This is a genomic window from Allobosea sp. TBD101, from assembly GCF_059817965.1.
This window is the reverse complement of sequence record NZ_CM187543.1, coordinates 1,782,305-1,802,960: the sequence shown is the minus strand read 5'-3', so window position 1 is coordinate 1,802,960 and position 20,656 is coordinate 1,782,305. Positions and strand designations below refer to the sequence as shown.

Here is a 20,656-nt window from a genome sequence, read left to right as displayed (position 1 = left end):
GCCTGACAGAACCCACCTTTGTCATTCAGGGGCTTCGCGCAGCGAAGAACCCGGAACCTACGACCGGGCGAGCGGCTAACAACCGGGCATTGAAGGCCTCACCCGGTCGTAGGTTCCAGGTTCACGCCTGCGGCGTGCCCCGGAATGACAAGCGTCTGGCTCGAAGCGGTGTGATCAAGTGCCATGGCACGGCCCTTGCCAGCTCCTTCCCGCCCCTTATCGTGATCGGGAGCGCGGCCTGATGAGTCCACAAGCGATGCCCAGCGAACGCCCGATCGGGATCGGCCATAATGGCGGCCCGCCGCTGAAGGAGCGCAAGCGCCGCGCCTCTACCGGCTCAGGCAGTATCGGCCGCTATTTCGACTGGCGCTTCGCCCATCGCAAGGCCTGGAAAAAGCCGCGCGAGATCGCGCTCAGGCGCGAGGAGAAGGCCTCGGCGCTGGGACTGACCTACGAGGAATATTCGCTGGAGATCATGGAGCGCGGCTATTTCCCGCAGCCCGAACACGTCGACAAGATCAAGTCGAAAAGGGCCCAGCGACGCAAGGACGGCGGCGTGGTCGGGCAGTCTCTGAAGGGCATGAAGCTAAGCTGAGGCCTCGTCGTCTCAACTGCCAAGCCAGCGCCGGGCCAGACGCGTCGCCGGCTTCTCGAAGAAGCGATAGAGCAGAAGCGCTGCGATCACGGAGCCGGCGAGCGCCAGCGCAACGTAGAGCGCGGGGGAATACAAGCCGAGCCGCAGCACGACCTCGCGCATTCCTCGGATCACGAAGGGATGGACGAGATAGAGCGCGTAGGAGGCATCACCGACCGCGGCCAGAGCCTTCACCGGCGGCAGCGGCACGATGCCCTCACGGCCGCAGCCGGCAGCCAGCATCAGCAGGACAGCCGCCCCGCCGCGCCACAGCACGCTGCTCCACGGCCCATCCGTGCCCGGAACATGGGCAGCAGCGACCAGGAGAGCGGCACCGGCCATCGCGACGGCGATCCGCAATGCCCCGTGCAGTCGCAAGCCCTTCTGCCGGAGCACCGCGATGCCCATCCCGGCTGCGAATTCCAGCACGATCGGCTGCCCCCAGAAGCCAAAGGGCAGCGACAGCGGGCCCCTCAGGTTTTCCACCCCAACCAGCAACGCCAACAGGGCGGCTACCGCCGGCAAGGTCCAGCGCCGCGGCAGCATCAGCCCGGCACTGAACAGGGCGTAGAACAGCATTTCGTAGTTCAGCGTCCAGCCCAGCGAATAGACCGGCTGAACGAAGCCTTGGGTCGAGACCACCGGCCAGAACAGGTAGGAGCCGAGAATCTGCTGGAAGTTCGGCACGCCGGAATTGAGCACGGCCGGAACCGCGAGACCGACCAGCAGAAACAATGTCGTCATCGCCCAATAGAGCGGCACGATGCGGGCGAGCCGGCGCTTCAGGAACAGGCGCCATGCTCCTTCCTGGCCGAACAGGTCCTGCGAGGCATGGACCATGATGAAGCCGGAGACGACGAAGAAGATGTCGACGCCCGCCATCCAGGGCAGGACGTCGCTACGCGTGAAGCTAAAGCCCGCACGGGCCGCGACCACGGCCGCATCCGGCTGGACATGGTGGATCGCGACCATGAAGGCCGCGAGCGCGCGCAGGACCTGGATCGAATGGATGGGCTGCACGCGGACCTGTGCGACGTGGTGAGAAGGCCGCTCAGCCAAACCACAGCCGCCTGGGATCGTCGAGCCCGAAGCGATGGAGATTGGCGGCGATCGCCGCGAGCCCCTGCTCGGCTGCGTCCGTCGCGGTGATGACATGCAGGGCGAAACGCTCCGCCAGCTCCTCCATCGGCGGCTTGTCCGCGAAGGCTGCGCGAATCGCCGCCTTGTCCGCGAGCGGCAGCAGATGCGGCGCGATGCCGCCGGCGATGAAGACACCACCGGTCGCCTTGAAGACCAGCGCGAGATCGCCGGCGACACGCGCCAGCAGGCGCCAGAAGCAGACGACGGCCATCAGCGCCGCCGGATCGCCGTCATGCGCGAGGCGGGAGACATCGGCTGCGCTGACCTCGGCCTCCAACATGCCCGAGGTCCGGGCCACTGCCTTGTGCAGGCGCACCAGCCCGTCACCGCTCAGAAGATGCTCGACGGTGAGGCGCGGGATGCCCTCGCTCAGCGCCGGCCAGATTTTCTGCTCCGTCTGATCCTCCGGGCCGATGCCGATATGGCCGGATTCGGTGGGTATCAGCATGCCGCGCTCGCCACGCATCAGCAGTGCTGCCGCGCCGAAACCGGTTCCCGGCCCCAGCACCAGCCGCACGCCATCAGGCTCGGGATCACCCTCGACCAGTGTCGTGAGATCGCTGGGCTTCAACACGGCGAGCGAGGCCGAGAGCGCCTCGAAATCATTGACCATCAATCCCTGGCTCAGGCCGAGCGCAGTCGCGATCCGCGGGCCATCGAGATGCCAGACCGCATTGGTCAGTTGCGCCTCCCGCCCGTCGAGAGGGCCGGCGACGGCGAGCACGGCCGAGCGCGGCTTCTCCTGGAGATCAGCGAGCACGGCAGCGAAGGCGGACTCCGCCGTCGGATAGCTGCCCGTGCCGATCCGCGCGAGCGGCCGGTGCGCGCACTCCGAATCGCTTACCAGCGAGAGGCGGCAATTGGTGCCGCCGATATCGGCGACCAGGACCGGATAGGAGATCGAGGGCGGGCGCATCAGAGCGGCTTCCGCCAGGGCGCGAACCAGCCGAGCCCTTCGAGCGTGCCGGCCTCCGGCCGGTACTCGCAGCCGACGAAGCCATCATACCCGAGACCGTCGAGTTCGTTGAACAGCGTCGGATAATCAGGCCCCGAGGCATCGGGCTCATGCCGGCCATTGGCGCGGGCGATCTGGACATGGCCGACGAGCGGGTAGAGCGCCTTGAGCTTGGCCGATACGTCGCCATGGATCAGTTCGCAATGATACATGTCGAATTGCAGCCGGACATTGGGCCGGCCGGATTCGCGGACATAGGCCGCTGCCTGGCCGAAATCGTTGAGGAAATAGCCCGGCATATCCTTGCCGTTGATCGGCTCCAGCAGGAGATCGATGCCATGCTCGCCGAGCTTGTCGGCGGCATAGGCGAGCGAGGCCCGATAGGTCTTCTGCGCGACGGGGTCGTTGGGATCGGCGAGCCCCGCCATCATGTGCAGGCGCTTGACCCCGGTCTCGTGGACATAGGACAGCGCGGTATCGACCGCAGCCCTGAACTCGTCCTCGCGGCCCGCCAACGCCGCGATCCCGCGCTCGCCCCTGCCGAAATCGCCGGGCGGCAGGTTGTAGAGTGCCTGGGTCAGGTTGCCGCCCGTCAGCGCCAGCCCGACCTGCTCGGGCGTATGATCATAGGGGAACAGGAATTCGACCGCCTCGAATCCCGCCTCGGCGGCCGCCCTGAAGCGGTCGAGGAACTCCCATTCGGTGAACATCATCGACAGGTTGGCGGCAAAACGCGGCATGGGTCTCTCTGCAGGCTGGGCGGTATCGGTCGCCGCAGGCTAAACCGATGCGCCCGCCGCGTCATGGCCAAACGCGACAGGGAGGCAATGCGTTCCGCTACACCATCAACCACAGGGCAGGTCATCCCGGGCGGAGCGAAGCGCAGACCCGGGATCCATTCCGGAACGGTTCAGGCATGGATCCCGGATCGGCGCGGCTACGCCGCTTGTCCGGGATGACATCACCTTGACGCCGCAGCCGCTTTAAACCTCACTTCTTCTCGGGCTTCGGCGGCGGGTTCGGATCGGTCGAGAAGCGCCGGAACACCATGTCGGGCGAGGAGGTGTTGTGGCGCGAATGCGTCGTGCGCCCCATCCAGATATCGGTCGCCTTGCCGCCGGGATAGGACATCAGCGCCTCCTCGCGCCAGCCCTTGGCGCCGGGCTCACGCAGCGCGATGCGGGCGACGTCGTTGTTGAACTCGGTCACATACATCGAGCGCAGCGCCAGGAAGCCCTTGCCCCCCGTCACCGGCTTGTCGAGCACGGCATCGAGCACCATCCGGTTCTCGTCGACGCTGTCGAGCTTGAGACTGCCGGACGAGCCGTCCTTGAAGTTCAGCTTGAAGGTCAGCGTCTTCGGGTCGAATTCGATCTCCTTGATGTTCACGACCGGGCGCCCCTCCTGCTCGATCGGCCCGAACAGGAAGGACGAGCCATAGGAGGAGAAGCCGAGATGCTCCGGCGGCAGCGGCCGGGCACGCCAGTTGCCATCCTGCGGATAGACGACCAGCACCTCATGCGACTTGTCCTTGCCGAGCTTCCAGAGCTGGACCAGATGCAGGCCCTTCTCGACGCGATCGCCCACGCGGAAGGTCGCTTCCGCCGGACGCCAGAAGCTCGGGAAGGTGTAGCCGACCAGCCAGTAGTCGATCGATTCATAGAAGGTGACGCGGCGCGGCGGTGTCGGCGGCGCGAAGGACGGATCGCCCTTCATGTCGCAATTCGTCCAGTCGGCATCCCAGTTGTCGCGCACGAGCCCGGCGACATAGGCTGGATGCGCCACCTCGATCTGGAAGCGCCGGACCTCGGGCGAGACCGCCTTGATCGTGACGTTGTCCTTCTCGGCGCAGAGCACCGGCTCGGATTCGTTCTTCACCTCGACGGCGACGTCCCCTGCTGCCCGCGCGACCGTCAGCGAGGCGAGGAGAGCGAGCGAAACCACGAGCGGGCGAAGACAACGAGCCATGATGATCCCTGATGATGAGGTCTAGGCAGCCTGAGCGCTGCCAGATGAACCGCGGCTGACCGGCTTGTGGCGAAACCGCGGCAGCCGCGACAACGAGCCCGCTTCCGGCGGCCGATACAGCACTGCTAAGAACGGAAGCCGCAAAAGTTCCCATCTCCGCAACCGACGGAGCGATCGATGCAGCCGCTGCTTTTGGGTGCCGGGGTGGTGATGGCGTTGACGGCGCTGGTCCATTCGGTCGTCGGCGAAATCCTGATCTTCCGGCAACTGCGCAGCGGCGGCATCGTTCCGACTGAAGGCGGCCCGCCGCTCCGGGAACGCCATGTCCGGATCCTCTGGGCGAGCTGGCACCTCGTCAGCATCCTCGGCGGGGCACTCGCCGCGATCCTGATCGCGATCGCGCAGGCGCCGGCTACGCCTCTGCCGAATGCGTGGCTGCTGAAGGTCGCGATCGCAGCCTCGCTGGCGGGTTCGGCGCTGGTGCTGTTCGCGACGCGCGGGCGCCATCCCGGCTGGTTGAGCCTGCTGGTGGCCGCGATCCTCGCCTGGCTTGGCGCGAGCAGCCTCTAAGGCTGCCTCAGCTGGTCAGGATGGCGTAGACATCGCCCGAATTGGCCTCGTGCGGCAGCCCGCGCAGGTAATCGCCCATCGCGTCCGCACTCGCCGGCTCGCCGAGCTCAAGCATCTGGCTCTCGCCGATCGCGACATTGAAGCGATAGGGGCCGAGCGTTTCCAGCAGCACGAGACAGGCTTCGGCAACCTCGCGCTGGATCGTCGTGAATTCGAAGGAGATCACCGGAACCGCCTTGGTCAGGCCGGCCAGCACATGCGCCTCGAAACCCTCGACATCGATCTTGAGCAGCTTCGGCAGGCCGTAGCGCAGGATCAACCGGTCGAGCGTGGTGCAGGGCACTGCGATCTCATGGTCCCAGAGCTGCCCCTCCCAGCCTCCGGCACCCGCCGCAGCGCCGATGAAGGCAGCCGAGGCGGTCGAGACCGTGGGATTCTTGCTGTTGATCCTGAGCGCGATCGATCCCTCATGGTCGCCGCAGGCCGCCTCGACCAGCGTTACCAGCGGATCGCGCCGATGGATCAGACGGATGACGCGGGCCGGACCGGGCTGCGGCTCCAGCGCGACGACGCGCGCGCCCAGCCGGCGGAAGGAGGAGATCCGGTCGCCGACATGGGCGCCGATATCGAAGGCGAGATCGCCCGGCGATAGGAACGCCCCGTAGAGCCGGTCCATCGCCGCATGGCGCTCCTTGTCGCCGTGATAGATGCGCAGCGAGCGCGACAGCGCCTTCACCGTTCCCCTGGGATAAGTGACGGCGTTCATGCCACCTCCTTGTCGCGGATCGCGGCCAGCACCGGCGGCAGGTTGAAATCCTCAGGGATGCCGCAGAGCCCGCGCCGCACCAGCCAGGCGCCGCAGGCCGGCGCCGCCGTCAGCACGGCGAAGGGGATCGCCAGCACATAGCCCGCGGTGAGCGGCAGCGACCAGACCAGAACCGCCGGGGCCATCAGGCCCAGCGTGAGGAAGAGATAGGCCCCGAACAGCAGATGCGGCCACAAGCCGGCGAAGGCTGTGGCGAAGGACAGGGCATGGGCGTCGCGCGCCTGCCCGTTCCAGCCGATCCTCGCTCGGCCGAAGGCGAGGCCGATCATGAACAGCGTCGTGCGGAAGCTCGAGACCGCGCCTTGCAGGAACGAAAACGCAAGCTCGATCGCCGCCGAGACGAGGAACCGCGCCTTGCCGCCATAGCGTGCGACGCCGCCGCGCGTCAGCAGGATGTCGGCAAAGCCCGCGAGCTTCGGCGAGAGGTACATCGCCAGGAACAGCAGGTAGAGCCCGCCGGCCAGCACGACCGGGTAGTCGGCAATCGCCCGATCCTCGAAGACCTTGAGAGGGAGAAGCGCGATCATCAGCGTCCAGGCCGGCAGGCCGAGGAACATCAGGATCGCCCAGATGAGCTGGAAGCGGCTCATCGGCTTGAGACCGGGGAGATCGATCAGCCTAAGATATTGCAGGTTGCCGAGGCACCAGCGCAGGTCGCGCTTGGCGAATTCCAGCATGGTCGGCGGGTTCTCTTCCCAGCTCCCGCCCTCGACCGGCAGCACGCGCACCTCGTAGCCGGCGCGGCGCATCAAGGTCGCCTCGACCTGATCATGGCTCATCACCGCGCCGCCAAGAGGCGGCCCGCCCGGCAACACCGGCAGATGGCAGTGATCGCGGAACGGCGCGATCCGCACCAGCGCATTATGTCCCCAGAACGGCCCGCAATCGCCGCCCCACCAGGCCGAGCCCATCGTGTAGGGCCGCATGCCGTGGCGCATGCCGAACTGGAAGATGCGGGCGAAGGCCGAATTGCTGGGCATGCCGACCACGAGACTCTGCAGGATTCCGAGCTTCGGATGGGCCTGCATCATTCGGGCCATGCCGAGGATCGTCTCGCCCGCCATGACGCTGTCAGCATCGAGCGGCAGCATCAATTCATAGCGCTCACCCCAGCGCTCGCAGAAATCGCGGAGATTGCCGGCCTTGAACCCGGCATTGTCGTCACGGCGGCGATAGGTCAGCCGCGCCGGATCGCCGAGTTCGCGCGCCCACGCTTCGGCCAGCGTCTGCTCGGCTGCGGCAACGGCGGGATCGTTGGTGTCCGACAGCACGAAATAGTCGAACCAGGCGCCCTCGCCGGTCGCATCGAGGCTGTCCTTGACGACCCTCAAGCGCCGAAAGGCCCGCGCCGGGTCCTCGTTGCGCAGCGTCATCAGCACGGCGGAGCGCAAGGTCAGCGGCATCGTGTCCTCGCCGGCCGCAACGAAGGGCGCAACTTCGGCAAGCCCATCCGCCTTGCCATGCAGGAGCCAGAGCCCGATCGCGGCGTTCCAGAAGCCGAGCACGGTCCAGGGCGCGCCAAACAGGAAGGCGATGAAGATCGCGACGTCCGCGACGCTCCAGCCGCCCGCGCCCAGCACGCGCGCCAGCCCGGCGAGCAGCAGGGCCAGCGTGACGAGATTCAAGGCGAGGACGAGGAACCGGCGGCGGCTCAGCACCGTTTCGGCCTGTAGCCCGGCCGGCGTCAGACCGTTCGGCCCGGCCTCTTGCGTCGCCCGCCGGAACGTGGTCGGAGCGGGACGCTGGTTCATGGCGGTCTCTGTCATGGTAGGCAGACAGGCTCGGACGGACGGGATCGGACGCGAATGGCGCGGGAGCTAAAGCCTGCAAAATCGACTGACGCAAGGGCAAAGGCTCTTGCGCTTTGGTATACAGCGCCCCGTGAATGCAACCTGAATGAAGTCGCCTTGTCCACCCTCGGCCCAGATGACTGCCTCCTCACCACGCTCTGGAGCGGCGTCAGCCGCGGCACCGAGCGGCTGGTCTGCGAAGGCCGCGTGCCGGTCTCGGAGCATGAGCGCATGCGCGCGCCATTCCAGCAGGGCAGCTTTCCGTTCCCCGTCAAATACGGCTATTGCGCCGTCGGCCGTGTCGATGCCGGCCCGCAGGACATGCTCGGGCGCATCGCCTTCTGCCTGCATCCGCATCAGGATCGCTTCGTTGCGCCACGCAGCAGCCTTGTCCCGGTGCCGGACACGGTGCCGGCCCGGCGCGCCATCCTTGCCGCGAACATGGAAACGGCGCTCAACGCCCATTGGGATGCCGGCTCCGGCCCCGCTGACAGGATCGTGATCGTCGGCGGCGGCGTTCTCGGCCTGCTCGTCGCCTGGCTGGCCGCGCGTTTGCCGGGAGCCGAGGTCACGCTCGTCGATGTCGAGCCGAGCCGGGCCGCTCTTGCCGCGAAGCTGGGCTTCGGCTTCGCCCTGCCCGATGCCGCCCCGCGCGACGCCGATCTCGTCTTCCACGCCAGCGCGACGGCCATGGGCCTCGAAACCGCCATCGCGGCAGCCGGCACCGAGGCGCGCATCGTCGAGCTCAGCTGGTATGGCGAAGGTGCGGTGCCCGCCACGCTTGGCGGCGCCTTCCATGCACGCCGCTTGCAACTGATCTCGTCGCAGGTCGGCCTGGTATCGGCCTCGCGACGCGCACGATGGGATTACGCCCGCCGCGCGCAAGCCGCGATGGCCTTGCTCGCAGACAATCGGCTCGATGCGCTGATCACCGAAGAGATCGCCTTCCGCGACCTGCCCCGGCGCCTGCCCGGCCTGCTCGCGCCCGGCGCGACTGGCCTGACTGCCGCGATTTGCTATGAAACGCGGCCCTGACCGGGCCGCATTGCCAACCTATCTCCGGGAGATCGCATGTTTTCCGTCGAAGTCCGCGACCGCATCATGATCGGCCATTCCCTGCCCGATCCCTTCTTCGGTCCGGCGCAGAACATGCACGGCGCCACCTTCGTGGTCGATGTCGCCTTCTTTCGGGAGACGCTGAACCGGCAGAACGTCGTCGTCGATATCGGCGCCGCGCTCGACACCCTCGCCGAGACGCTGAAGCCTCTGAAGTATCAGAACCTCGACGCCCTCCCGCAATTCGCGGGCGTGCTGACCACCACCGAGTTCCTCTGCAAGCACATCTTCGACGCCATGGCGGCGGCGGCGAAATCCGGCGCGCTCGGTGCCGACGGCGCAGGCTTGGACAGGATTCGCGTGACCCTGCACGAAACGGACCTCGCCCGCGCCAGCTACGAGGGCGCGCTGGCGTGAGTGGCATCGTCTTCGCCATTCCCGGCGACATCGATGCGCCCACTGGCGGCTACGGCTACGACCGGCGCCTTCTGCGCGAATGGCGGGAGGCCGGCATCGAGGCCCGCCACCTCGCCCTGCCCGGCTCCTTTCCCTTTCCCACAAAAGCCGACCTCGCTGCGACCGAACAATTGCTCGCCGCGACTCGGGCCGGCGACCTCCTGCTCGTCGACGGCCTCGCCTGTGGCGCCTTCCCGGGAGCGCTCGCGGCGCGTTTCGCGGATCGGCTGGTTGCGCTGGTGCATCACCCGCTGGCGCTGGAGACGGGGCACAGCCCGGAGATGGCCGAAACGTTGCGGCGAAGCGAAACGCTGACGCTGCGCCATGCGCGCGCCATCGTGGTCACCAGTCCCGCGACGAAACGGATGCTGGAAGCGGAGTTCGACGTCTCGGCCGGCAAGATCGCAATCGCTATCCCCGGCACTGACCCCGCACCGCGTGCGAAAGGCTCCGGCCGCAGTGATACGCTGCACATGCTCGCCGTCGGGTCCCTCATTCCCCGCAAAGGCTATGGCGTCCTCATCGAGGCGCTGCGGGCCATCGCAGACCGCTCCTGGACCCTGACCATCACCGGCTCGCCCGATCATGCTCCGGGAACGGCGGCGGAATTGTGCGACGGCATCGCTCGCGCCGGCCTTGCCGAACGCATCGTGCTGACCGGTGGCGTCGGCACCGACAAACTCGCGCAACTCTATGATGAAGCCGATCTTTTCGTGATGTCGTCGCTCTACGAGGGCTACGGCATGGTGCTGACCGAGGCGCTCGCGCGCGGCCTGCCGATCGTCACGACGCTGAGCGGCGCCGGCGCCGAGGCCCTGCCGGACGCCGCTGCCCTCAAGGTGGCGCCCGGCGACGCCGCGGCACTTGCCAAGGCCCTTGCGAGACTGATTGATGCACCGGCAGAGCGTCGGCAGCGTGCCGATGCCGCGTGGGCCGCAGCCGGCGATCTGCCGCGCTGGAGCGAGACCGCGCACATCGTCGCGGAGGCCTGCCTGCGCGACGACGGCCGAAAGGTGGGGTGATGGCAGGTTTCTCTCCGGAATGGCTCGCCTTGCGCGAGCCAGCCGATCATGCGGCGCGCAATCCGCAGGTTCTCGCCGCCGTCGGCGGCCATTTTACCGACAAGGCCTCGCTCTCGGTGCTCGATCTCGGCTGCGGCGCCGGCTCCAACCTGCGCGCAACCTATGCCGCCCTGCCCGATCGCCAGCACTGGACGCTGGTCGACCACGACGCCGAACTCCTCGCCTTCGCCCGCCAGCGCCTCACCGACTGGGCCGACGAAGCACGCGAGCAGGGCGAGGAGCTCGTGCTCGCCAAGGGCGACAAGACGATCACAGTCGACACCCGCAAGGTCGACCTGAACACCGATCTCGAATGGGTGCTGGGCTGGCAGCCCGACCTCGTCACGGCCGCCGCGCTCTTCGATCTCGTTTCGAGGCGCTGGATCGAACGTTTCGTCGCGGCGCTCACCAGCCAGCATCTGCCGCTCTACGCCGTGCTGACCTATGACGGCCGCGAGACCTGGCAGCCGGAGCATCCGGCCGACACCGGCATCCATGCCGCCTTCACCGATCACCAGCACGGCGACAAGGGCTTTGGGCCGGCCGCCGGCCCGAAAGCCTGCGAGATCATGGCCGAGGCCTTCCGCAAGTCGGGCTTCGCCGTCTCGAGCGGCGACAGCAACTGGCTGCTCGACGCCAAGCGCCGGCCCTTGCAGGAAGCGCTGGCGGAAGGCATCGCCGCGGCCGTCGGCGAGACCGGCCGTCTCGATCCCAAGGCAATCGCGGAGTGGCTCGCGGCGCGCCGAGAGGCTCAGTCGGCGATGATCGGCCATCAGGACCTCTGGGCCCGGCCAATCTGAACTTGACGTGTCTCCACGGAACCGCGCCGTCTTTCCGGGGCATTGCGCAGCAATGAGCCAGGAATGCGTGAACCCAGCGTTCCCGTCATGGTCGGGCTTGTCCCGACCATCCACGTCTCCTTTCGTGCCGTGCGGTGTCCAAGACGTGGATGCTCGCCACAAGGGCGAGCATGACGAGCTGCAACAGCGCCGTGTTCAATGGATTCCAGGCTCAGGCCCGCGGCCTCTCCCTCCTGGAAATTCTATTTCAGCCAAGGCAGCATGCGCCGCATCACACCATCCTTGAGGATCAGGTAGTGGTGCAGAGCCGCGCCGATATGGATCAGGGCGAGCGCTCCGATCGCCAGCGCGAGCTTGCCATGCACATCGAGCACGCGCTTGGCCGCTTCCTCATTGGGCTTCGCCAGCGCCGGCAGGTCGAACAGATCGAAGATCGTCAGCGCCGGGAACAGTGAGACGCCGATCCAGCCGAGCAACGGCACGACAAGCAGCAGACCGTAAAGTAGCCAATGCACCAGATGCGAGGCTGCCTTCTGCCACCAGGCCAGCGTCGGCTCGTCCGGAGGAGCACCGTGCAGCAGGCGATAGGCGAGTCGGCCGGCCATCAGCCACAACAGCAGGAAGCCGGTGAGCTTATGCGCGCTGTAGAGGCCGTTGGTCAGTCCGTCCCAGATATTCAGCACATTGCCGCGATAGCTCATGGCCAAGCCGACCGGGATCATCGCGAAAACCGCAACCACCGTGATCCAGTGCAGCGCCCGGGCGACCGGGCTGTAGACGCGGGTAGCCGGCATTTCGCCTTGCATTGGAAAGTCTCCTCACCTTCAACCGGGACGCCATTCATCTCACGTTCAAGCGGATGCGCCCATAGGACGGCGATCCGCTGCGAAGGTTCCCGCTCCCGCCTGCCGACAGAAGCCATCTGACGTGGTTTTGATCGTGGAACCGGTTCCGTGCCGGCCACGTTGCTGGTGGATCGGGCAGCGAGGCCCTATATCGAGACCCGATGGTGCCCTGGATGCCCCTCGGCCGGTCGCCGGCCCAATCTGACGGACTTTTCGATGCCTGAGTCGCGTACGCTCTTCGGCCCATCCCTCAAGACAGATCTGGTGAAGGTCGAACGGGCGCTCGCCGAGTTCCGCGCCGGCCGCCCGGTCCTGTTCCGCGATGGCGAGCGACTTGCGCTGGCACTCTCCGCCGAACTAGCCGCCGACGATCTCGTCTCTCGCTTCGATGGCCTGGCGCAGGGCCGTGGCCATCTCGTGCTGAGCGCCGCGCGCCTGCGTCGTCTTGGCGCCAAGGGGCGCCTGGAGACCGGCATCTTCGCGCTGCCGACCATCGATACCGGCCGCATCGAGACGCTCGCGCTCAAAATCGACAGCCGCATGGATGCGCCCGTAGCCCCAGCCTCCACCCTCGACGAAGCCGCGCTTGAGCTGGCGCGCCTCTCGCTCGTGCTGCCGGCTGTCATCATCGTCCCCGTGAGCGCTGAGACTGTCGCCGGCGAGCCGCTGATCGAGATCGGGATCGCCGCCGTGAACGGCTACCGCGCCGAGCAGGCGGCGACGTTGAAGATCGTCGGCCGCGCGCCGGTGCCGCTCGAAGGCGCGCCGGAGACCGAATTCGTCGTCTTCCGCGGCGGCGAAGGCCTGCGCGACCAGGTTGCGATCATCGTCGGCAAGCCTGATCTGTCGGCTGCCGTACCGGTGCGCCTCCACTCGGCCTGCCTGACCGGGGACCTGTTCGGCTCGCTGAAATGCGATTGCGGCGACCAGCTCCGCGAGACCGTGCAGTGGATGGCCGAGAACGAAGGCGGCATTCTGCTCTATCTCGACCAGGAAGGGCGCGGCAACGGCATCTCCAACAAGATGCGCGCCTACAAGCTGCAGAGCCAGGGCTGGGACACCTATGACGCCGACGAGGTGCTCGGCTTCGATCTGGACCAGCGCCATTTCGACTTCGCCGCGACGATGCTGAAGCAGCTCGGCGTTGCCAGCGTCGTGGCTCTCACCAACAACCCGCAGAAGATCGGCGCGATCGAGGCTGCCGGACTCGAGGTCGCCGCGACGCAGCGGGTTCTCGGGCGCCCGAATGCGCATAATGTCCGCTATCTCGCCTCCAAGCGTGACCGTGCCGGCCATTTCATCGACATGGACGCGCTGATGGCGCGCGCCGCCCCGACGGATTGACCGCGTTCCCGCCCGTGATCAGGCCAGGCTGATGCCCGCGCCCGAAAGCACCTTGCCCGACAGTCCCGCACGCTGGCCGCTCGCCAGCGTCTGCGCCATCGTGTTCATCGCCTGGCTTGCCCTGTCCTGGCCGTGGCTGTCGGGCACGCTCACCATTCCCTGGGATGCCAAGGCGCATTTCCACCCGCAGCTCCAGTTCCTCGCCGATGCCTTCCACAAGGGCCTCTCGCCGTTCTGGACGCCCTATGTCTTCTCCGGCTCCCCGCAGGTCGCCGATCCGCAATCCCTGATCTTTTCGCCGTCCTTCGCCCTGATCGCAGCGCTGAACCCGGCCCCCGACTTCCGCTGGAGCGACGGCGCCGTGCTGGGCACCTTGCTGCTCGGGGCGCTTGCCATCGTCCTGATCTTCCGCGATCGCAACTGGCATCCGGCCGGCGCCGTCGTCGCAGCGCTCGCCTTCGCCTTCGGCGCGGCCGCCGCCTGGCGCATCCAGCATGTCGGGCAGGTGCTGAGCCTCGGCTACTTCGCGATCACGCTCTTCCTGCTCTCGCGGGCGCTGGAGCGCGGCTCGATCGGCTATGGCTTCGCCGCCGGCATCATCTCCGGCTTCATGGTGCTGGGCCGCGACCAGGTCGCGCTTCTAGGCGTCTATGTCCTCGCGGGCTTGACCATCGCCGCCATCCTGATGGCGCAGAGCCCGTGGCGCGCCTTCCGCGCCAGTTTGCCGCCGCTCATCGCCGGAACGCTTGGCGCGATCCTCGTCGCGACGGTGCCGATCCTGCTGACCGCCTTCATCGCGCAGGAATCGAACCGCCCCGCCATCGATTTCGTCGAAGCGGGCAAGGGCTCGCTACACCCGGCCGCGCTATTGACCGGGCTCTTCGCCAATCTCTATGGCGCCACCGGCCCGCTCGACCATTTCTGGGGTGCGCCAAGCCCGGCCTGGGAAGCGCGCTTCGGCCCGCTCGGCCTCTTCCTCGCCCGCAACATGAGCCAGCTCTATCTCGGCCTGCTGCCGATGGGCCTGATCCTCACGGTGGGCCTCGTCCGCGGCGCGCTCTGGCGGCGCGAGATCGTCCCGCTCACCATCGCCGCGATCATTATCCTGCTCTTCGCGCTTGGCCGCTACACCCCGGCCTTCCGCGTGCTGTTCGAACTGCCCGGCATCAGCTTCTACCGCCGCCCGGCCGACGCGCTCTTCATCCTCGGCGCGCTGCTTGCCCTGCTCGGCGGCTACCTGACCCATCTCGTCATGACCGGCACTGCCCCGAAGGCACGGCCCTGGCAGATCGCGCTCGAAGCGCTGATCTTTGCCGGCGCTCTCGCTCTCGCTCTCTGGCTCGCCTGGACGGTCGAGCGCATCCCGGTCGCGACCGTGCCGCTCATCATCGCGACGCTCTGCGGCATGCTTTCGCTCGGCGGCCTCATTGCCGCACGCGGGCTCGCGGGGCGAGGCTCGGCCCTCGCAGCCACCCTGGTGCTGGCCGCGTCGCTGACCGTGGATCTCGCCGTCAATAACGGCCCGAGCGAATCCACCGCCCTGCCCGCATCGACCTATGACGTGCTGCGCCGGGACAGCAGCAACGACACCATCGCCCTGCTGAAGCGCGAGACCGCTGGCACCATGGCCCCCGACCGGCGCGACCGGATCGAGCTAGCGGCCATCGATTTCCATTGGCCGAATGCCAGCCTCGTCCACGATCTCGACAACACGCTGGGCTACAACCCGCTGCGGCTGGGCCTCTACAGCAAGGCGACCGGCGCCGGCGATCATGTCGCCCTGCCCGATCAACGCACCTTCTCCCCGCTGATGCCGAGTTACCGCTCGCTGCTTGCCGACATGCTGGGCCTGCGCTTCATCGCGACCGGAGTGCCGGTCGAGCAGATCGACAAGCACCTTAAACCCGGCGACCTCAAGCAGATCGCCCGGACCAAGGACGCCTTCGTCTACGAAAACCCGCGCGCCCTGCCCCGCGTGCTGCTGCTGACCGATGCCCGGAAAGCGGATTTCGACGCGATCCTCAAGACCGGCGAATGGCCTCAAGGTTTCGACCCGCGCCGCACCGTCCTGCTCGACCGCGATCCCCCGCCCTTGCCCACCGGGCCGCTCGGGCCGAACAGCGTCGCGATCCGCGACTACGGCACCACGACCGTGACGCTCGCGGCCCAGACGGCACGGGGCGGCTATCTCGTGCTCAACGATGTCTGGCATCATTGGTGGCAGGTCGAGATCGATGGCCAGCCGGCCGAATTGCTCCGCGCCAATGTCCTGTTCCGGGCCGTTGTCGTGCCGCCCGGCAAGTCGACGGTGCGCTTCGTCTTCCGCCCGTTGCAAGGGCTCTGGCACGACATCGGGGCACATCTGCGCAAGCCTCCGGCAACGCAGCCCGGTTAGCCCGCCGGCCCCAGCGAGAGGCGAGAATCGCCTCTCCTGCCAATTTCCACCGCGCTGTCGTGGCAGAGAGCCCGCCTGACAACCAGACTTGCGAGACGACGATGACGACGGCATCCGCTTCGACCCGAGGCGAGAAGGCGACACGGCGCGAATGGCTCGGCCTGATCGCGATCGCCCTGCCCTGCATGATCTATTCGATGGATCTGACGGTGCTGAATCTCGCCGTGCCGACGCTGACGCGCGAATTGAAGCCGAGCGCCAGCCAGCTCCTCTGGATCATCGACATCTACGGCTTCATGGTCGCCGGCTTCCTGATGACCATGGGCACGCTGGGAGACCGCATCGGCCGCCGCCGCCTGCTGATGATCGGCGCCGCCTTCTTCGGTGTGGCCTCGACGGTCGCCGCCTTCTCGAACAGCGCGGAAATGCTGATCGCGATGCGCGCCGTGCTCGGCATCGCCGGCGCGACGCTGGCGCCCTCCACCCTCTCGCTGATCACGGTGATGTTCACCGACGAGAAGGAGCGCACCTTCGCGATCTCGATGTGGATCGCCAGCTTCTCGGCCGGCGCCATCATCGGCCCGGTCGTCGGCGGCTTCCTGATCGAGTATTTCTGGTGGGGCTCAGTCTTCCTGATCGCCGTGCCGCCGATGCTCCTGCTGCTCGCGATCGGGCCGATCCTGCTGCCGGAATATCGTGCTCCCAACGCCGGTAGCCTCGATGTCTTCAGCGCGCTGCTTTCGCTCGCGGCCGTGCTGAGCCTCGTCTACGGCATCAAGCACTGGGCAGCCGAGAGCTTCGACTGGCTGGCCGCAGCAGCCATCCTCGTCGGCCTCGCCTTCGTCCTGATCTTCATCCGGCGCCAGAAGCGGCTCGCCGATCCGATGGTCGACCTCGCCATGTTCCGGATTCCGGCCTTCAGGGCGGCGCTGGCGATCAATCTCGCCGGCATCCTGTTCATGTTCGGCAGCTTCATCTTCATGGCCCAGTATTTCCAGCTCGTCGCCGGTTTGACGCCGCTGCAGGCCGGGCTCTGGTCGCTGCCTTCGGCCATCGCCTTCACGCTCGCCTCCTTCGTGACGCCGGCTCTGGTCGGGCGCTACAAGCCGGCGACGCTGATGGCAGGCGGCATGGCGCTTTCGGCGCTCGGCTTCGTCTGGCTCGTCTTCGCGCCGAGCCTGATCCAGATCGTCGCGGCCTCGGTCGTGTTCTCGATCGGCTTCACGCCCGTGATCACGCTGACGACCGGCATCGTCGTCGGCTCCGCTCCGCCCGAGCGCACCGGCGCGGCCTCGGCCATGTCGGAGACGTCAGCTGAACTGGGCGGCGCGCTCGGCATCGCCGTACTCGGGAGCCTGGGCGCCGCGCTCTATCGCAGCCGCATGGCGGATGTCGCCGTGTCCGGCGTCAGTACGGATGCGCTGGCTCCCGCACGCTCGACTTTGGGCGGTGCGCTGGCGCTGGCTACGGGGCTTTCGTCGGATCAGGCCGGGCCGATGCTGGCGCGGGCCAGCGAAGCCTTCATGGTCGGCTTTCGCGCGGCGGCGATCCTGTCGATCATCGGCATGCTGCTCTGCATCGTCATCACGCTGACGACCCTGCGCGACGCCCGCACGGGCGACGCGCACTGAAAACTGGTCTTAGGCCAGCGCGCCCATCGCCGCGATCGGCTGGACGGGCAGTCCGTCCAGCACCTTGGCGAGGCCGGGCGCGTCGACCTCCCCGCCGCGCATCGTTTCGTCGCGGTGGATGCCACCGGCGATGAACAGGCTGTCGAAGCCCATCAGGCGCGCCCCGGCGAGGTCGGTGCGAACCGCGTCGCCGATCACCAGCACCTTGGCGGGCTCGACCGAACGGCCGCCACGCGCATCGGCAGCACCCGCCAGCGCAAGGTCATAGGCGGGGCGATAGGGCTTTCCAGCCCAGGCGACGGAACCGCCGAGCTCCTCGTAGATCGTCGCGAGAGCACCGGCACAGGGCAACAGGTCCTCACCGACATGCACGACGAGATCGGGATTGCCGCAGATGAAGGGCAGGCCGCGCCGGGCGAAACGCTCGAGCAGCGGCCGGTACTGCTCCGGCGTCTCGGTGCGGTAGTCGTTGAGCTCGGTCGCGACGACGATATCGGCCTCGTCCTCATCGACGAGCGTGACATCGAGCCCGTCGAACACGGCCCGGTCGCTCTGCCAGCCGATATGATAGGCTTGGTTGTGGTGGCTCTGAGCGATCAGGGCGCGCGTGACGTCGCCGGAGGTCACGAGCCGGTCCCAGGCCTCACGCGGTACGCGCTTGGCGTCGAGCAGCCCGGCGACCTGCTGCGACGGCCCCGGCGCGTTCGAGAGCAGCACCACGGCGCCCCCTCGCTCGCGATAGGCCATCAAGGCCTCGCAGGCCGGCTCCAACGCCCAGAGCCCGTCATGCACGACGCCCCAGACATCGCTGATCAGCACATCGTAGCGGGCGAGGAGATCGCCCGCCCGCTTCAGAACCGGAACACTCATCAGGAACGCGCCTCCGCGGCGATGCGGGCCTCGACATCGGCACGGCGCGGCAGCGGCGCGACCGCGCCATAGCCCAGCGTCGAGAGCGCCGCCGCGACATTGGCGTAGGCGCCGGCGGCGAAGGCATCACCCGTCCGCAGGTATTCGGCGAGGAAAGCGCCGTCATAGCAATCGCCCGCGCCAGTCGCGTCGATCGCATCGACCTTGATCGGCCGGAAGCGCTCGCGCCGCACCGGCGTCGCCACCAGCGAGCCCTCATGGCCGAGCGTCAGCGCGACCACGCGCGCACCGAGCCCGAGATAGAAATCAACGATGGCATCGGGATTGTTCAGGCCGGTGAGCTGCGTCGCATCGTCGAGGCCGGGCAGGATGATATCCGCCGTGGCACAGGCGGCATGGATGATCGCCCTGGCGCGGGTCAGCGGCCAGAGCTTCAGGCGGAGGTTCGTGTCATAGGCGGTCAGAACGCCGGCCTTGCGCGCGGTATCGAAGGCGTCGAACACGGCATCGCAGGCGCTGGCCGAGATCGCCTGGCTGATGCCGGAGGCCTGGATGATCCGGGCGGAACGGATCAGCTCGCGCGGCAGGTCGCGCGGGCCATAGAGGCTCGCGGCCGAACCGGCGCGCAGATAGGAGAAGACGTGTCCGGAGGGGCCGTGATCGACGAAATAGAGGCCTGTCGGCGCGCTCGGATGGGTCGCGACATGGCTGTCGTCGACGCCCTCGCGCTTCCACAGGCCCCGGATCGAATGGCCGGCGCTGTCATCGCCGAGCGCGCCGAGATAGGCGACCGACATGCCCTGGCGCGCGGCGGCGACCGCGCAGTTCGAGGTGTCGCCGCCATGGCCGAACAGGAAGGCGCCGCTCTCGGCGCGGGTCGCATTGAACTCGCCGAGCGGTTCGCCGAGGCAAAGAAGATCGAAGCGGCTGTCGGTCACGTTTCAAACCATTCAGATGGCGCGGGAACGCCGGGAGCACCGTCTTCCTAGAGCATCGAATGGCAAAGTGAAATCCGGTTGTCGGCGAAGAGTTCGGCAGCCGGGAATGCCCGGCCTCAACCACCTACTCCGCCGCTTCCCGCTTCGGGGCCGCGCTCATGAGCCTGTCGGCCAGAGAGACGATCTCCTGGCGCAAGGCCGCGTGATCGAGCCCTTCGCCTCCGGCACGGCGCAGGGCCGAAATCTCGTCCATGAGTTGGGTGCGATCGGCGCGGGCCTGGGTCAGCGCGCCCTGAAGCGTCTGAAGCTCGGCCCGCAGCATCTCGACCTGGCTCTCGCGTTCATTCTGGGCATCCTGCAAGGCCGTGACCTCCTCCCGGTTTCGCCGCTTGGCGGCCTCATGGTCATCCTTCGCCATGGCCAGCGCTTGTTCCAGCGTCTCTTGTGCGTCCCTGGTAACGGCGTGTTCGGCCTCTTCCTGCCGAAGCCGCGTTTCGAGCTGCTGCGCCGCCGCGCCCGTCGCGCTGGCACGGGCATCGGCCGCGGCAAGTCCAGCCTCGGCCTGTGCGGCTCTCGCACTGTAGGCATCGGCCCGCACCCGCTCGCCATCGCGCTCGCCGGTCATCGCACGAAGTTTCGCCTCGCTGCCGGCGAGACGCTCCTCGGTCGCCGCGAGCTTGCCGGCGAGTTCGTCGCCCTTGGTCTGCAGCACCATGATGCGGGTTCCGTCCTCGACCTGCGCGACGCGCAGCTTCTCGGCGCCGCTGCGGCTTTCGGCCAGTTCCCGCTCGCGCTCGGCCAACAGGGTTTCGATCCGCCCGACGGTCTCGCGCTCCCGATCCAGTTCGCCGCTCCGCGCCACCAGATCGGCGCCGGTGCCTGTCAAAGCCGAACGGGTCTCTTCCAGACTGCGTTCGAGGCTCGCGAGATCCGCCACACGCTTTTCCAGAGTGGCCGTCGTTTCGCCATGGCCACTGCGCTCGCTCGCAAGCGCGGCCTTGGTGTCGGCAAGCTCGCTGCGTGTCGTCGCCAGATCGGTTTCGAGCTCGCCGATGCGGCTGTCGCGCTCGCCGAGTTCGCGTTCCTGCCGGCCAATCATCATGTCGCGCCGGCCGAGTTCCTGCATCGCGCCTGCCCTGGCGGCGAAGCCGCGCTCGGCATCCTGCTCGACTGAGCGCATGCGCAGGGCAAGTTCGGCGCGCAGATGGTCGCGATCGGCGGCGATTTCGGCGAGCGACAATGGGAATGCCGCTTCGGCCCGCTTGCGCGCCAACCTGTCGGCCCGCCGCGCCAGCGCCGGCACGGCCGCCAGGGCCAGCAGAGCGGCGCAGAGGAAGCCGAGCGCGAACAGCATGGCGGCTTCGATCAAGTCTCAGA

The 20,656-nt window shown here is 67.6% G+C and carries 19 protein-coding genes; 9 read left to right on the top strand and 10 right to left on the bottom strand.

Going from position 1 to position 20,656, the window contains the following annotated elements; all coding sequences use genetic code 11:
* Positions 1-256: 256 nt before the first annotated feature.
* Complete coding sequence (locus AC6RIC_RS08570; RefSeq protein WP_488847597.1) at positions 257-595, top strand: hypothetical protein; 339 nt, start codon at positions 257-259, stop codon at positions 593-595.
* 12 nt (positions 596-607) lie between these two features.
* On the opposite strand, the gene AC6RIC_RS08565 is transcribed toward AC6RIC_RS08570, so the two are convergent.
* The 4 genes from AC6RIC_RS08565 to AC6RIC_RS08550 all read right to left on the bottom strand — a co-directional run bounded on the left by AC6RIC_RS08565 (position 608) and on the right by AC6RIC_RS08550 (position 4,697).
* Positions 608-1,654, bottom strand: a complete 1,047-nt coding sequence (locus tag AC6RIC_RS08565) for an acyltransferase family protein (RefSeq protein WP_499735854.1) — start codon at positions 1,652-1,654, stop codon at positions 608-610.
* A gap of 31 nt (positions 1,655-1,685) precedes the next feature.
* Positions 1,686-2,690, bottom strand: a complete 1,005-nt coding sequence (locus AC6RIC_RS08560; RefSeq protein ID WP_499735853.1) for a glucokinase — start codon at positions 2,688-2,690, stop codon at positions 1,686-1,688.
* Positions 2,690-3,469, bottom strand: coding sequence for a 2-oxo-tetronate isomerase (otnI, locus tag AC6RIC_RS08555; RefSeq protein WP_499735852.1), 780 nt, complete (start codon positions 3,467-3,469; stop codon positions 2,690-2,692). The genes AC6RIC_RS08560 and otnI overlap by 1 nt, the downstream gene beginning before the upstream one ends.
* A gap of 250 nt (positions 3,470-3,719) precedes the next feature.
* Positions 3,720-4,697: a hypothetical protein gene (locus tag AC6RIC_RS08550; RefSeq protein ID WP_499735851.1), complete on the bottom strand. Its 978-nt coding sequence runs from the start codon at positions 4,695-4,697 to the stop codon at positions 3,720-3,722.
* A gap of 177 nt (positions 4,698-4,874) precedes the next feature.
* Between AC6RIC_RS08550 and AC6RIC_RS08545 the strand changes: the two genes are divergently transcribed.
* Positions 4,875-5,267, top strand: coding sequence for a hypothetical protein (locus AC6RIC_RS08545; RefSeq protein ID WP_499735850.1), 393 nt, complete (start codon positions 4,875-4,877; stop codon positions 5,265-5,267).
* A gap of 7 nt (positions 5,268-5,274) precedes the next feature.
* On the opposite strand, the gene AC6RIC_RS08540 is transcribed toward AC6RIC_RS08545, so the two are convergent.
* Together AC6RIC_RS08540 and mdoH are read right to left on the bottom strand one after the other, a co-directional pair.
* Entirely contained in the window at positions 5,275-6,033 is a 759-nt protein-coding gene (locus tag AC6RIC_RS08540; protein ID WP_499735849.1) for an FkbM family methyltransferase, read from the bottom strand.
* Complete coding sequence (gene mdoH / locus AC6RIC_RS08535; RefSeq protein ID WP_499735848.1) at positions 6,030-7,844, bottom strand: glucans biosynthesis glucosyltransferase MdoH; 1,815 nt, start codon at positions 7,842-7,844, stop codon at positions 6,030-6,032. The genes AC6RIC_RS08540 and mdoH overlap by 4 nt, the downstream gene beginning before the upstream one ends.
* A gap of 156 nt (positions 7,845-8,000) precedes the next feature.
* Here mdoH and AC6RIC_RS08530 point away from each other — a divergent pair, with 156 nt between their 5' ends.
* The 4 genes from AC6RIC_RS08530 to AC6RIC_RS08515 are packed head-to-tail and all read left to right on the top strand — an operon-like array spanning position 8,001 to position 11,256.
* Complete coding sequence (locus AC6RIC_RS08530; RefSeq protein ID WP_499735847.1) at positions 8,001-8,918, top strand: zinc-dependent alcohol dehydrogenase; 918 nt, start codon at positions 8,001-8,003, stop codon at positions 8,916-8,918.
* 36 nt (positions 8,919-8,954) lie between these two features.
* Positions 8,955-9,356, top strand: coding sequence for a 6-pyruvoyl trahydropterin synthase family protein (locus tag AC6RIC_RS08525; RefSeq protein WP_499735846.1), 402 nt, complete (start codon positions 8,955-8,957; stop codon positions 9,354-9,356).
* Positions 9,353-10,417: a glycosyltransferase family 4 protein gene (locus AC6RIC_RS08520; RefSeq protein ID WP_499735845.1), complete on the top strand. Its 1,065-nt coding sequence runs from the start codon at positions 9,353-9,355 to the stop codon at positions 10,415-10,417. Before AC6RIC_RS08525 ends, AC6RIC_RS08520 begins: the two co-directional genes overlap by 4 nt.
* Positions 10,417-11,256: a class I SAM-dependent methyltransferase gene (locus tag AC6RIC_RS08515; protein WP_499735844.1), complete on the top strand. Its 840-nt coding sequence runs from the start codon at positions 10,417-10,419 to the stop codon at positions 11,254-11,256. Before AC6RIC_RS08520 ends, AC6RIC_RS08515 begins: the two co-directional genes overlap by 1 nt.
* 242 nt (positions 11,257-11,498) lie before the next feature.
* Here AC6RIC_RS08515 and AC6RIC_RS08510 read toward each other — a convergent pair whose 3' ends face one another.
* Positions 11,499-12,062 carry a cytochrome b gene (locus AC6RIC_RS08510; RefSeq protein WP_499735843.1) on the bottom strand — a complete coding sequence of 188 codons (564 nt, stop codon included), beginning with the start codon at positions 12,060-12,062 and terminating at the stop codon, positions 11,499-11,501.
* A 255-nt stretch (positions 12,063-12,317) separates the two neighbouring features.
* Between AC6RIC_RS08510 and ribA the strand changes: the two genes are divergently transcribed.
* The 3 genes from ribA to AC6RIC_RS08495 all read left to right on the top strand — a co-directional run bounded on the left by ribA (position 12,318) and on the right by AC6RIC_RS08495 (position 17,471).
* On the top strand, positions 12,318-13,445 hold the full coding sequence (gene ribA / locus AC6RIC_RS08505; protein ID WP_499735842.1) for a GTP cyclohydrolase II RibA: 1,128 nt from the start codon (positions 12,318-12,320) through the stop codon (positions 13,443-13,445).
* A gap of 31 nt (positions 13,446-13,476) precedes the next feature.
* Positions 13,477-15,840: a glycosyltransferase family protein gene (locus AC6RIC_RS08500; RefSeq protein ID WP_499735841.1), complete on the top strand. Its 2,364-nt coding sequence runs from the start codon at positions 13,477-13,479 to the stop codon at positions 15,838-15,840.
* A 101-nt stretch (positions 15,841-15,941) separates the two neighbouring features.
* A complete protein-coding gene (locus AC6RIC_RS08495; RefSeq protein WP_499735840.1) occupies positions 15,942-17,471 on the top strand; it encodes an MFS transporter in 1,530 nt (509 codons plus the stop codon).
* Between the two features lie 9 nt (positions 17,472-17,480).
* Here the strand turns inward: AC6RIC_RS08495 and AC6RIC_RS08490 are convergent, their stop codons facing one another.
* The 3 genes from AC6RIC_RS08490 to AC6RIC_RS08480 form a co-directional block, all read right to left on the bottom strand.
* On the bottom strand, positions 17,481-18,341 hold the full coding sequence (locus tag AC6RIC_RS08490; protein ID WP_499735839.1) for a TIGR01459 family HAD-type hydrolase: 861 nt from the start codon (positions 18,339-18,341) through the stop codon (positions 17,481-17,483).
* Positions 18,341-19,279, bottom strand: coding sequence for a sugar kinase (locus AC6RIC_RS08485; protein WP_499735838.1), 939 nt, complete (start codon positions 19,277-19,279; stop codon positions 18,341-18,343). Before AC6RIC_RS08485 ends, AC6RIC_RS08490 begins: the two co-directional genes overlap by 1 nt.
* 124 nt (positions 19,280-19,403) lie before the next feature.
* The gene (locus AC6RIC_RS08480; RefSeq protein WP_499735837.1) at positions 19,404-20,648 is read right to left on the bottom strand and encodes a coiled-coil domain-containing protein; all 1,245 of its coding nucleotides are present in this window, start codon (positions 20,646-20,648) and stop codon (positions 19,404-19,406) included.
* Between the last annotated feature and the right edge of the window lie 8 nt (positions 20,649-20,656).